Origin of the sequence: Geobacillus sp. G4 (genome assembly GCF_040327975.1) — a bacterium.
Taxonomy (GTDB): Bacteria; Bacillota; Bacilli; order Bacillales; family Anoxybacillaceae; genus Geobacillus; species Geobacillus thermoleovorans.
Window position 1 is genome coordinate 67939 of record NZ_JBEPJY010000009.1, and the last position, 12995, is coordinate 80933.

At 54.2% G+C, this 12995-nt stretch carries 9 protein-coding genes and 1 pseudogene; 5 read left to right on the plus strand and 5 right to left on the minus strand.

What is annotated here, in order from left to right:
• Positions 1-43: 43 nt before the first annotated feature.
• Genes ABS784_RS12170 through narI form a run of 4 tightly spaced genes read left to right on the plus strand, consistent with a single transcriptional unit; the run spans position 44 to position 6499 of the window.
• Positions 44-3730 (plus strand): nitrate reductase subunit alpha, encoded by a 3687-nt coding sequence (locus ABS784_RS12170; RefSeq protein ID WP_352512610.1) that lies wholly within the window; start codon positions 44-46, stop codon positions 3728-3730.
• Positions 3720-5189, plus strand: a complete 1470-nt coding sequence (gene narH, locus ABS784_RS12175; protein ID WP_352512611.1) for a nitrate reductase subunit beta — start codon at positions 3720-3722, stop codon at positions 5187-5189. Before ABS784_RS12170 ends, narH begins: the two co-directional genes overlap by 11 nt.
• Before the next feature lie 54 nt (positions 5190-5243).
• Positions 5244-5819 (plus strand): nitrate reductase molybdenum cofactor assembly chaperone, encoded by a 576-nt coding sequence (gene narJ, locus ABS784_RS12180; RefSeq protein ID WP_014195921.1) that lies wholly within the window; start codon positions 5244-5246, stop codon positions 5817-5819.
• Positions 5795-6499 carry a respiratory nitrate reductase subunit gamma gene (gene narI / locus ABS784_RS12185; RefSeq protein ID WP_014195922.1) on the plus strand — a complete coding sequence of 235 codons (705 nt, stop codon included), beginning with the start codon at positions 5795-5797 and terminating at the stop codon, positions 6497-6499. Before narJ ends, narI begins: the two co-directional genes overlap by 25 nt.
• Before the next feature lie 219 nt (positions 6500-6718).
• Here the strand turns inward: narI and ABS784_RS12190 are convergent, their stop codons facing one another.
• The 5 genes and pseudogenes from ABS784_RS12190 to ABS784_RS12205 form a co-directional block, all read right to left on the minus strand.
• Positions 6719-7246 carry a hemerythrin domain-containing protein gene (locus ABS784_RS12190; protein ID WP_352512678.1) on the minus strand — a complete coding sequence of 176 codons (528 nt, stop codon included), beginning with the start codon at positions 7244-7246 and terminating at the stop codon, positions 6719-6721.
• A gap of 115 nt (positions 7247-7361) precedes the next feature.
• A pseudogene (locus ABS784_RS17365) lies at positions 7362-7463 on the minus strand (pyruvate synthase alpha chain); the annotation flags it as partial.
• Positions 7464-7634: 171 nt separating this feature from the next.
• The gene (locus ABS784_RS12195; protein ID WP_020278821.1) at positions 7635-8429 is read right to left on the minus strand and encodes a uroporphyrinogen-III synthase; all 795 of its coding nucleotides are present in this window, start codon (positions 8427-8429) and stop codon (positions 7635-7637) included.
• A gap of 209 nt (positions 8430-8638) precedes the next feature.
• The gene (locus tag ABS784_RS12200) at positions 8639-8884 is read right to left on the minus strand and encodes a hypothetical protein (RefSeq protein ID WP_020278820.1); all 246 of its coding nucleotides are present in this window, start codon (positions 8882-8884) and stop codon (positions 8639-8641) included.
• Positions 8885-9043: 159 nt separating this feature from the next.
• Positions 9044-11410 (minus strand): immune inhibitor A domain-containing protein, encoded by a 2367-nt coding sequence (locus ABS784_RS12205; RefSeq protein WP_352512614.1) that lies wholly within the window; start codon positions 11408-11410, stop codon positions 9044-9046.
• A 269-nt stretch (positions 11411-11679) separates the two neighbouring features.
• Between ABS784_RS12205 and ABS784_RS12210 the strand changes: the two genes are divergently transcribed.
• Positions 11680-12984: an ATP-binding protein gene (locus ABS784_RS12210; protein ID WP_014195931.1), complete on the plus strand. Its 1305-nt coding sequence runs from the start codon at positions 11680-11682 to the stop codon at positions 12982-12984.
• Positions 12985-12995 lie beyond the last annotated feature (11 nt).

Here is a 12995-nt window from a genome sequence, read left to right on the forward strand (position 1 = left end):
GGCTATAGTTAAAAGTACACAACGCTAATAAGGAGTGAAGCAAATGACACGAAAACGATCTCCGCTCACCAACCGTTTCAAATATATTCGGCCGATCGAGCGCCAAGCCGACGGCCATAGCGAAACAACCTACGGCGACCGCGCCTGGGAAGATGCGTACCGTCGCCGCTGGCAGCACGACAAAGTCGTCCGCTCGACCCATGGCGTCAACTGCACGGGGTCGTGCAGCTGGAACATTTACGTCAAAAACGGCATCGTCACCTGGGAAGGACAGCAGCTCAACTATCCGTCGACCGGGCCGGATATGCCGGACTTTGAACCGCGCGGCTGCCCGCGCGGCGCGAGCTTCTCATGGTATATGTACAGCCCGCTGCGCGTCAAATACCCGTATGTCCGCGGCATCTTGCTTGACATGTGGCGCGAGGCGCTCTCCCATCATCCAAACAACCCGCTTGAGGCGTGGAAAAGCATCGTTGAAGACCGCGAAAAAGCGAAGCGCTACAAACAGGCGCGCGGGAAGGGCGGATTCGTGCGCGTCAGCTGGGATGAAGCATTGACGCTTGTCGCCGCTTCCTTATTGTATACGGTCGTCAAATACGGCCCGGACCGCAACGTCGGCTTCTCCCCGATTCCAGCCATGTCGATGGTCAGCCATGCCGCCGGATCGCGCTTCATGCAGCTGATGGGCGGGCCGATGTTAAGCTTCTATGATTGGTACGCCGACTTGCCGCCGGCGTCGCCGCAAATTTGGGGCGACCAAACGGACGTGCCGGAGTCAAGCGACTGGTACAACGCCGGCTACATCATCACCTGGGGCTCGAACGTCCCGCTCACCCGGACTCCGGACGCTCACTTTTTAGCCGAAGTGCGCTACCGCGGCACGAAAGTCGTCTCCGTCAGCCCAGATTACGCCGAGTCGACAAAATTCGCCGACGACTGGCTGTCGGTGAAGCAAGGGACGGACGGCGCCTTGGCGATGGCGATGGGACATGTTATTTTAAACAAATATTACGTCAAACGGACCGTTCCATATTTTGAACGATATGCCAAAACGTACACCGATTTTCCGTTTGTCGTCACCTTAAAACAAAACGGCGGCGCATGGACGGCCGGCCGCTTCTTGTTGGCGAAAGACCTTGGCAAACAAACGAACAATGCCGAATGGAAGCCGGTCATCTATGATGAAAACACCGACTCGTTTGTCGTGCCGAATGGAACGATCGGCGCTCGCTGGGAAGACAAAGGAAAATGGAACTTGCGTCTTGTTGATGAGGAAACAGAACAGCCGCTTGAGCCACGCCTGTCGTTTTTAGGGAGCGAAGATGAAGTCATCTCGATCCAGCTTCCATATTTCACCGCTGAGGGCGGAAAAACGATCGAACGCGCGGTTCCAGTGAAAAAAGTGCAAACCGTAACAGGAGACGTTTACGTCACGACCGTCTATGATTTGATTTTGGCCAACTACGGCATTGACCGCGGCATCGGCGGCACAGTCGCCCGCTCGTACGATGACGAGGTGCCATTCACGCCAGCATGGCAAGAAGCGATCACCGGCGTCGACCGCGAACTCGTCGTGAAAATCGCCCGTGAGTTTGCCGACAACGCGATCGACACAAACGGCCGGTCGATGATCATCGTCGGCGCCGGGATCAACCATTGGTTCAACTCCGATACGATTTACCGCGCCGTCTTGAACCTTGTCTTGTTCGTCGGCGCCCAAGGGGTGAATGGCGGCGGTTGGGCCCATTACGTCGGGCAGGAAAAGCTGCGGCCGGTGGAAGGATGGCAGACAATCGCCACCGCCCGCGACTGGGTCGGACCAGCGAAATTGCAAAACGGCACGTCATTCTTTTACTTTGCGACCGACCAATGGCGCTATGAAGAGCGGCCGGTCGATGAGCTCATCTCACCGCTGGCCAAAAAAGCGCGCTATTCACACCCTGGCGATTACAACGTCTTGGCCGCGCGGCTTGGCTGGCTGCCGTCGTACCCGACGTTTAACAAAAACGGCATCGAGCTGTATAACGAAGCAGTAAGCCATGGAGCCCGCACGCCGGAAGAGATCGGCGCCTACGTCGCGAAACAGCTGAAAAAGAAAGAATTGCAGTTTGCGATCGAAGATCCGGACAACGAGGCGAATTTTCCGCGCAACTTGATCGTCTGGCGCGCCAACTTAATCTCAAGCTCCGGCAAAGGGCACGAATACTTCTTAAAACATTTGCTTGGCACGACGAACGGCTTGTTAAACGATGACCGCGACAGCCTGCGCCCGGAAGAAATCCGCTGGCGCGATGAAGCGCCGGAAGGCAAGCTCGATCTGCTTGTCAACTTGGACTTCCGCATGGCCGGCACAGCGCTCTACTCCGATGTCGTCCTGCCGGCAGCGACATGGTATGAAAAACATGACTTAAGCAGCACGGATATGCATCCGTTCGTCCATCCGTTCAATCCAGCCGTGCCTCCGCTCTGGGAAGCGCGCTCGGACTGGGATATTTTCAAATCACTTGCGAAAGCCGTATCTGATGTCGCCAAACAAGCCGGCTTAAAGCCGATGAAAGAAGTCGTCGCCACTCCGCTGTTGCACGATACGGCGCAAGAGCTGGCGCAGCCGTTCGGTGAAGTGAAAGACTGGAGCAAAGGCGAAACCGAACCGATTCCGGGCAAAACGATGCCGAACATTCACGTCATTGAACGCGACTATACCCTTCTTTACGACCAAATGACCGCCTTAGGTCCAAATGTCGCCCGCCAGCCGATCGGCACAAAAGGGATTGCCTGGTCAGCGAAAGACGAGTATGAACAGTTGAAACGCCGGCTCGGCACTGTCCGGCGCGCTTCCATCGCCGACGGCTGCCCGGATATCAGCGAAGCGAAAAAAGCGGCTGAAGCGATTTTGACGCTGTCATCAACTACAAACGGCAAAATGGCGGTGAAAGCGTGGGAGGCGCTTGAGAAAAAGACGGATTTGAAATTGGCCGATTTAGCGAAAGAACGCGAGGAAGAATGCTTTACGTTTGAACAAATCACCGCCCAGCCGAAAACGGTCATCACCTCGCCGGCGTTCAGCGGCTCGGAAAAAGGCGGGCGGCGCTACTCGCCGTTTACGACGAACGTCGAACGGCTCATCCCGTGGCGGACGTTGACCGGCCGGCAGTCGTTTTACATCGATCATGAACTGATGCACGAGTTTGGCGAAACGATGGCGACGTTCAAGCCGGTGTTGCCGCACCGTCCGTTTTCAAACAAACGCCCGAAAGAAAACGGAAAGGAAGTCATCTTGAACTATTTGACGCCGCATAACAAATGGTCGATCCACAGCATGTATTTCGACTCCTTGCCGATGTTGACGCTTTTCCGCGGCGGGCCGACCGTGTGGATGAACAAAGATGATGCGGCCGAAGCCGGCATCAACGACAACGACTGGATCGAATGTTTCAACGAAAACGGCGTCGTCGTCGCCCGCGCCGTCGTCTCCCACCGGCTGCCGCGCGGCATGGCGTTTATGCACCACGCGCAAGACCGCCATATTAACGTGCCGGGCACGAAGCTGACAAACAACCGCGGCGGCACGCACAACAGCCCGACGCGCATCCACGTAAAGCCGACGCATATGATCGGCGGATATGCACAGTTAAGCTACGGATTCAACTATTACGGACCGACGGGCAACCAACGCGACCTGTACGTCGTCATCCGCAAACTCGAGGAGGTTGATTGGCTTGAAGATTAAAGCGCAAGTCGGCATGGTGATGAATTTGGACAAATGCATCGGCTGCCATACGTGCAGCGTCACGTGCAAAAACACATGGACGAACCGCCCCGGCGCTGAATACATGTACTTTAACAACGTTGAAACGAAACCCGGAATCGGCTATCCGAAACAATGGGAAAACCAAGAGAAGTATAGAGGCGGCTGGGAGTTGAAAAACGGCGAACTGCGGCTCAAATCCGGCTCGAAAGCGATGCGGCTCGTCAACTTGTTCTACAATCCGTACCAGCCTACGATCGACGATTACTACGAACCGTGGAATTACGACTATGAAACGTTGACGAACAGCCCGCTAAAACAATACCAGCCAGTGGCGCGGCCGAAATCAAGCATCACCGGCGAATGGATGGAGCTGTCATGGGGGCCGAACTGGGAAGACGATCTGGCCGGCGCCCATGTCACGGGCTTAGTCGACCCGAACGTCATCAAAATGGAGCAATCGATCCAAGCGGAATTTGAGAACGTCTTTATGATGTACTTGCCGCGCATTTGCGAGCATTGCCTCAATCCGTCATGCGTATCGAGCTGCCCGTCAGGCGCCATGTACAAACGCGACGAGGACGGCATCGTCCTCGTCGACCAAAACGCCTGCCGCGCTTGGCGGTATTGCGTCACAAGCTGCCCGTACAAAAAAGTGTATTTCAACTGGCAAACGAACAAAGCGGAAAAATGCACGCTCTGCTTCCCGCGCATCGAAGCCGGCATGCCGACGATTTGTTCGGAAACGTGCGTCGGCCGCATTCGCTACATCGGCGTCATGCTGTATGATGCGGATCAAGTGAAAGAAGCGGCGAGCGTCGCCGATGAGAAACAGCTGTACCACGCCCAGCTTGATATTTTCCTTGATCCAAACGATCCAGCCGTCGCCGCCGCCGCGAAAGAAGCCGGCATCCCGGACGAATGGATCGCCGCGGCGCAGCGCTCGCCGATTTACAAAATGATCGTCGACTGGAAAATCGCTTTGCCGCTGCATCCGGAATACCGGACGCTGCCAATGGTATGGTACATTCCGCCGCTGAGCCCGATCATGAATACGATCGAAGGAAAAGGAAGCCAAGCGAGCGCCGATGACATCTTCCCGGCCATTGATGAAATGCGCATTCCGATCGAATATTTGGCGAATTTGCTGACGGCGGGCGATACGGCGCACATCCGCACGACATTGAAAAAAATGGCGGCCATGCGCTCATACATGCGGGCGAAACAAACGAACAAACAGCCGGACATCCGCCTCATTGAATCGCTCGGCTTAAGCCGTGAAGACATTGAAGAGATGTACCGTTTGCTCGCGATTGCCAAATACGAAGACCGCTTCGTCATTCCAGCATCGCACCGCGAAGAAGTCGCTGACTTGTACGCGGAACAAGGCAGCTGCGGGCTGGCGTTCGCCGGCGGCCCGGGCGCTTGCGGCACGCTGTAAAAGGAGAAAGAAGGCGAGCCCCGCCCCCTTCAATAATGAAATGGAGGATTTACGATGAACAGCGAACAACAACAAACGGTCTTTCTATGTGTATCGTATTTGTTGTCTTACCCGGACGAACAGTGGGCCGAATCGCTTCCTGACTGCCTAGACGCCATCCGCTCGCTTGACGATGAAACCGTCCGCGCGCCGCTTTTGGCAGTGGCCGAACAGCTCGCGGTCACCCCGGCTCGAGAGCGGATGGAGCAATATGTCGAAACATTTGATTTCGGCAAAAAAACGAATTTGTACTTGACGTATATGACAAACGGCGAGCAGCGGGAGCGCGGAATCGAACTCGTCGCCTTAAAAGCGCGCTACGAGGCGGCCGGATTCGCCGTCTCCGATCACGAGCTGCCCGACTACTTGCCGCTCATGCTTGAATGGATGGCCTATGCAGATCAAGAGCATACGACCGCCTTGCTCGCCGATTATGCCGGCCATATCCGCGAAATCGGCGACCGGCTGGCAGCGGCAGGCAGCCCGTATGCACAGCTGTTTGACGCGCTCAATCACACATTCACTCAACTCGGCGTGACGCCGCTCCCGAAAGGAGGTGCAACGGCATGGCCAGCCAATTTCTCTGGGTGATTGTTCCGTATTTGGCGCTTGTCCTATTTGTCGCCGGCCATATTTGGCGCTACCAGCGCGACCAGTTTGGCTGGACATCCAAATCAAGCGAACTGCTTGAAAAACGGCAGTTGCGCCTTGGAAGCCTTCTCTTTCACTGGGGCATTTTGTTCGTGTTTGTCGGCCACGTGATGGGCATTCTCATTCCCGAGCCGTTTTACGAGGCGCTTGGCGTGACAGAAGAGATGTACCACGCCCTCGCCTTGGCAGGCGGCATTCCGGCCGGCTTGGCGGCCTTCGTTGGTTTCGTGATCCTTTTTCGCCGCCGCTTGACGGTCAAGCGCGTACGGGTGACAAGCAGCACCGGCGACTGGGTCGCGCTCGGATTTTTGCTTGTCGTGATCGCCAGCGGGTTGTCGTCGACGTTTCTGAACATCGATTCGCACGGGTTTGATTACCGGACGACAATCGGCCCGTGGTTTCGCGGCCTTCTTACGTTCCGTCCGAACCCAGCTTATATGGAAGCGGTGCCGCTTTGGTTTCAGATTCATATTCTCGCTGCATTCGGTTTGTTCGCCGTCTGGCCGTTCACCCGTCTCGTTCACGTATTCAGCTTCCCGCTCCGCTACTTGCAGCGCAGCTACGTCGTCTATCGAAAGCGAATGCCAAAACAAGCAGAGCCGGTCAACCGCGCCAAGTAAGCGAGCGGCGGGCGTCACATCAGGAACCCTAAACTGAACAGGCGGAGGGGGCAAACCGATTGCCTAACAGCCGGCCTGTCAACTTTAACGGCGGCGGGAACGAAACAACGTGCGCTTCCGCATACCCTAACGATCATGCATAACAACCTGCCAACAAATGAACCAATAATAAAAAACAGGATGCCCGTCGTTTGGGGCATCCTGTTTTCCATTTGTTACTTAGTTAATGCGCGCAAACAGCTCCTCTTTCTCCGCATCGGACAACAACCGCTCGGCCATCGGGAAGAGCACGTTCTCCTCTTTCATGAAGTGCTCATCCAAAATATGATACGCCTCAATCACCGCGCCGGCAAGCGTCAACGCCTGTCTGCTGTCGATGTTCTCCGGCAGCTGGGCGGTCTTTTCTAAAAACATGGAAAGGCACGTTTTCGCCTGTTCGTGTTCGTATTCCATAACGGCGATAGGGCCGGTCGTCCGCCCGATGTACCGAGCCATCATTGGGAACAATACGCCTTCTTCCCGCTCCGAATGCGGATCTAGGGCGGCGACGAACGATTCAACTTTTTCTCTCAAATCAGCGAGCGGCTCACGCCAGTTGCGGTCATTTTCCCCGCGGCCGATCGCCTCCGCTGCGGCAAGCAGCTGCTCCATTTGGGCGCGCAGCGGGCCGTGTTCTTGTTTTAATTGCGCCAGACCGGCGCATAATTTCACCCCTTCAGGGCCGCCCATATGGCAAAATGAATGCATCATCAATTCCTCCTTTTTATGATCCGTCCGTTGTTTCCATTATACTGTGTGCAGCATCTCCATCGTTGTGAGTCATATCACACCGCCGACAGGCAAGCGCAAAAAAAAAAAACAGCACGCTCGCCCCCATGAGCGACGCGCCGTAGCAAATCCCCGCCGAACCGTGCTCTCCATCTGCTGGAATGAGCTTCGTTTCATGCTCGCCCCGCCCTTTCATATGAAAAATACATCCCCAGTTTTATTATAAGCGGAAAATGTTCGAAAAACTGTGACAAAAAATAAACAGTTTAGTATTTTTGATGAAACACATAATATAAAACATTTAACAAAAAGATGATCTCTTATATAGCAGGTTGGACAATTGATATAAAACAACCCTCAACAGGGCTTATTGTTGAAAATAACGGGCAAGCGTCACAATCATCGCTCCCATCCGCTCATGTTCCGGGGCGATGACGCGATCGACTCCCTCTTCTTCCAATGCTTCTTTTGTCACTTTGCCAACGGCGCAGGCCACGACATCGGTGCGAAACGCGTCAAGCAGCGATGCGATCTCTTTTTTCTCGCGGGCGAACGAAAAGAAAAAGCGGACTTGCATCGCCGATGTAAAACAGACGGCATCGACTTCGCGCCCGACGATTTCTTTATACAATGTCGCCAGTGTCTCCTCATCCGGAGCGATATGCCGGTATGGCAACAATTCCGTATACAAAGCGCCTTGTTCAAGAAAAAACTGCTTCAAGGCTGGCGCGGTATCGCCGTACAGCTGTACAACAACGTTTTTTTCCGCAAAGTCGTGCCCATAAAGAGCAGCAATCAACCCTTTCGTCGTCCCGTCCTCGCTTGCGGCCACCGGGGTGACGCCGATTTGTTTCAACGCCGTCACCGTTTTATAGCCGCGGGCAGCCACGTTCGCTTCCTTGATCGTTCGATGCCATTGAGCAGCCATTCCCTCCCGGTCGGCCGCTTCCAACAGCGCCTCAAAGCCGATTCCCGTCGTAAATACGATCCAGTCCGGCCGCATGGCGATGACGGTTCGCATTTCCTCTCCCAGTTCGCTTCCCTTTGAAAAGACGGTCCCTTGCGCCGGACGAATGATGGCCGTTCCTCCTTGCTTTTCAATAAGCGTTGTCATTTCGTCCAGTTTGCGTGACGCGCACAAGGCAATCCGTTTGCCATGCATGTCCCTTCCCCCTTATGGTCAGTCGTTCGTCCTTTCCATTCTAAAAGATGGTCTTTGCCTATGCAACAAAAACCATTCCGCTCCCTGGCACATCGCAACGCGAATGCCGCCTTCATTGGGTATAGAGCCCAGCGCAACAGAACAGACCGCAGGCAGAAACAGCCGACCACCATCAAAAAAACACGCGCCCAAAGACGCGTGCCCTCCGTTCAACGAGTATGTACCATGGCCTCTTCTCCCCGACGGTCAAAGGAACCGATGATGCGCGTCGGCTCGACGGAAATGATCCGGTCCAACGGAATGTTCATTAGACGCATTTGCCGGTTGTAAACAAACAGTTTGCGCGTGTCCTGATACAGCTTGACCGGCAGCACGACCGCTTCCCCTTGATAGGTTTTTACACGCACCGGCTGCTTCTCGGCAATCCACGCCGACAGCTGTTCATACCATTCCATTCTGATTGTTCCCCCTTCTCATCCGATCCTACTTATGATTATAAACGGAAAAAGCGGAAAAAAGGGGGAAAGAAAAATCAACAAATTCGACGAAGGGATGACAAACCGTGTCGATAAATGTTCAGCGCACGGAAATGTTCCGTGCGCCTTTGGAGGTGGTCAGCGGTGGATCAACACACGCGCTGCCGTGCGGTCAACGCTTTCACCGATGACGCGGATTTTTAGGCCATAGTTGGGCACGTTCCGGCCGGCGTCGACGGCCCCTTTATTGTCATACGACCGGCTGTCGTCAAACACCGGCGTCGGCGATGTATCGTTGTCGATCAGCTGTGAGCCATTGATTGCCACGCGGAATGGGGCTCCTTTTTGCAGGCTGAACGCCGCATCGTGCACTTGATAGCGAGTCGACGCTGTCGTATTGCCCGACCATTTTAACGTATGCTGGTCGGCATCCACAACGCCAAGAAACCCTTCGCCCGGATGGACGCCCGTCCAGTTGTTGTCATAGCCTTCATCCACATACCAGACGACAAGCCCTGGATCGTACGAAAGAAGCCGGTCGCCGCGCAAAATATGGGCGAGCCCTTCATCGACGCCGCGGTGGTTGCGCCATTCAAGCAAATAATAATGCTTCGAGCGCGCGATGCCGTCGCTTTTCGCAAAACCGTCCAACGCGAAAGCGCTGTCGCCCTCTGCATCGTCTGTGAGCGCGATTGTTCCATCTGCCGTCACTTGAATGTTGTCAACATACCAGCCAGCTTCCGACACCGCTACATCAGTGATGTAATGGAAGCGAAGGTCAATCGTTTGTCCTGCATAGGCCGACAAGTCAAATTCCGCCTTCACCCAGCCGTTTGACGTACCGGTAATGCCGTTGCCAGGGTTTTGCCCGTACGGATTGTCGGTCGTCGTAATGTTTCCTTGAATTGTTGTCCATTCGTTGCTGCCATGCGGTTTTACTTCTACCGCCCCATAATCCCAGTCTTTCTCAATCGCATACCATGTATCAAATGCCAGCGTCGCCTTGGACGCTCTCGTCAAATCGATCGTCGTTGACATCGTATGATCTAAGTTGTTTCCACTGCCGGAGAAATAGGCATACGCACCGCTTGGCGGGGTCGTGATGACCGTTTCTTTGTCCGGCAAGTTGATGCGCACGGCATCGTTGTTCGTCCCTTTCGTGTTCGCTTCATCGAGCACGACTTCAACACCGTTTGGCGTTACTTCGTTCCACTCAACGGTCGTTCCGCTCAGCCAGTTGCTGCCGGGCATGGTCGACTGCAAAAACTGTTTCGCCCAGGCGCTGAAGCCGGTCGGCTCGGTGCCCGGAATGCGTCCCGCCCAACTTCCGCTTGACATAATCGACCAATAGGCAACTGGCTCGCCCAGACCGGAGTAAATCGTATCGTATTCATCCGGCAGCCCTAAATCGTGGCCGTATTCGTGAGCAAACACTCCTGCCGCCCCGTCAGCCGGCTCAATCGTATAATCGTAAGCCGCCAGTTGGCCGCGCCAATACGGCACATCCGTCGTCGTATTCGGAATGCGGTACACCGATCCTAAATTCCAGCGGTGCGACCAAATGGCATCGCCGCCGAGCGAACCGCCGCCCGATTCTTCTCCGACGCTGGAGTGAATGATCATTAAATGGTCAATCAAACCGTCCGGTTCGCGATAATTGCCGTCGCCGTCTAAATCGTAGCGATCCTCTTGGTCAAACTCACGCAAATCAATGGTCGGATCCTGGGCGGCTGCCGCCAGCGCTTCGCGCACAAGCGCCCGTGGATTGGCGTCATTGCCATCCGGCGCCGGTACATTTCCGCCATAGTATTTAGCCGGATACTTCGCCTGATACCAGCCTGCCACTTTTCCTTCAATGGAATAGCTGCCGCCTGATTGCTCTTCATAATATTTTTTTACTGAGATAAGCTTCTCGCCATTCGGTCCATCGTAATAGCCGTCATCGCCGCCGAAAATCATATCTTCATAATGTTCGCGTGTATAATCTTTATAATACATATCCGTTTCAGTTGGCTGAATGTTGTTATGCGGAAAGTCCGGATACTCGATGAGCAAAACGAGTACACGGTCGACCCGCTTGCCGCCGTTCCATGGCTCCGGCTTGACGGATGGCACGGAAGCCGTTTTCGATTGTCCGAGCTTTTTCCCTTTCCCGTTCAGCACGCCATTTGTCTGCTGTCCGTCCTGCATCGCCTCGGCGCGCTTTGCCTCTTTATCGTATAATTCTCCTTTTCCCCGCGGCATATGAATCGCCCTTTGCCGCAAATAGTCGCGCACTGCTTGTTCCACCTCAGCAGGAGTCGCATCAGCGCGAAGCTTTCCGCTCCGTTTCAACATTTCCGCCAGCTTTTCCTCATTGGCAATTGCAAAATCGACCGGTCCCCCTTGCTTCACAGCCGGAATGCCGGGGGCGTTAGCCGCTCTCGGCGCTTCCGCCGGAGATGCCCACAGCCCGATGCCGAGCGACAGCGCCGCAACAAGTGATGGAATCGACCGTTTTTTCAAAAATATCCCTCCATATCAAATAAAAGGTTGATAGAAAATATATACAATTAAAATATTATAGAATAATATAAAAAAATAAAGGGTATTTTTTATCAAGAACAAAATAGTCCTTTTTACCTATATTTGTCGAAAAAACGAGATTTATAGCAAAAAAAGGCTATCGATTTCACCTTAACATCCAGACAGTTTTCCAGTTACAATGTAATATATTCGCAGTTTTTGTAGAAATTCTGGTTATGCAGCTTGACGATGGGAAAGAAGGTGCCGCGATGCTGAATATTTTCAAAGACTTTTTGCTCAACTTGTTTTTCATCCTTCTGCCGGTGTTCCTCGTTCCCCTCTGTACGGAGCAGGAGAAGAGACCAAAACGATTCCGCCTTTATTTGCCGACCATTTGTTACGCCGTCGTGATCATGTTATGCATCACCCTCCCGGTCGGAACAGAGAGCGATTTCATCTTCGACTTGCGGCAAATTCCTCTGTGGCTTGGCGGTTTGTACGGCGGAGCGGGGGCGGCGACGGTTTTAGCGTTTACGGCGATCGCCTACCGCTCGCTGTTCGGCGGAGCTGGCGTCTTCGTCACCGTCGTCGTTTCCATCGCCATCGCTGCAACAAGCAGTTTATTGACAAAACGGTTTGTCGAGCTGCCAACCAAACAGCGCACGCTGTTCGCTGCATCGCTCAGCTTCGGCTCTGGCCTATTGACCGTCGCCATAGCGGAGTGGATGGCTGCTGCGGTTTCTCCTCCGCCTTCCGTTGCGCTTATCTTTTTGTTTGTACAGCCCATCAGCATGCTCATCGTTTGTTCGTTTCAGGAAATGGTGCACCATAACATCGCGCTGCGCAAACGAGTGATTCGCGCCGAGAAAATGGAAGCCGTCACCCATTTAGCTGCTTCCATCTCTCATGAAATTCGCAACCCACTCACCGCGGCGCGTGGGTTTATCCAACTGATCGAAGAGCAGCCGCTCGCTGCCGACAAACGACGCCAGTATGCGCGCATCGCCATTGAGGAGCTTGACCGAGCTGAAGCGATCATCACCGATTACTTGACGTTTGCCAAGCCGGCGCCCGAGACGCCGGAAAAGCTGAACGTGAAGCTCGAAATCGAGCGAGTCATTGACATCCTCCGCCCGCTCGCCAATATGAGCTGCGTCGATATTCAAGCGACGCTTGCCCCATTTTCCGTCATCGGTGAGCGCGAAAAATTCCGTCAATGTTTGCTCAATGTAATGAAAAACGCCATCGAAGCGATGCCTAACGGCGGGACGTTGCAAGTATACGTCTCCATTGACAACGGACGTGTGCTCATCCGCATCGCTGATACCGGCGTTGGCATGACGAAAGAACAGCTCGAACGGCTTGGCGAACCGTATTTTACGACGAAAGGCGTCAAAGGCACGGGGCTCGGAATGATGGTCGTCTACCGCATCATTGAATCGATGAACGGAACGATTCGCATCGAAAGCGAAATACATAAAGGAACGACGGTGTCGATTTATTTGCCGCTCGCACCGTCTCCTTCTTCCTCAACGATTTCTGATAAAGAAAAACAGCTGTTTGCCGCCTTATGATATAGCGAAGA

What these genes read in the sequence shown, in the direction of transcription:
- ABS784_RS12170 (WP_352512610.1), top strand. Translation starts at nt 44, where the DNA reads ATGACACGAAAACGATCTCCGCTCACCAACCGTTTCAAATATATTCGG.
- narJ (WP_014195921.1), top strand. Translation starts at nt 5,244, where the DNA reads ATGAACAGCGAACAACAACAAACGGTCTTTCTATGTGTATCGTATTTG.
- narI (WP_014195922.1), top strand. Translation starts at nt 5,795, where the DNA reads ATGGCCAGCCAATTTCTCTGGGTGATTGTTCCGTATTTGGCGCTTGTC.
- ABS784_RS12190 (WP_352512678.1), bottom strand. Translation starts at nt 7,246, where the DNA reads ATGCATTCATTTTGCCATATGGGCGGCCCTGAAGGGGTGAAATTATGC.
- ABS784_RS12195 (WP_020278821.1), bottom strand. Translation starts at nt 8,429, where the DNA reads ATGCATGGCAAACGGATTGCCTTGTGCGCGTCACGCAAACTGGACGAA.
- ABS784_RS12200 (WP_020278820.1), bottom strand. Translation starts at nt 8,884, where the DNA reads ATGGAATGGTATGAACAGCTGTCGGCGTGGATTGCCGAGAAGCAGCCG.
- ABS784_RS12210 (WP_014195931.1), top strand. Translation starts at nt 11,680, where the DNA reads ATGCTGAATATTTTCAAAGACTTTTTGCTCAACTTGTTTTTCATCCTT.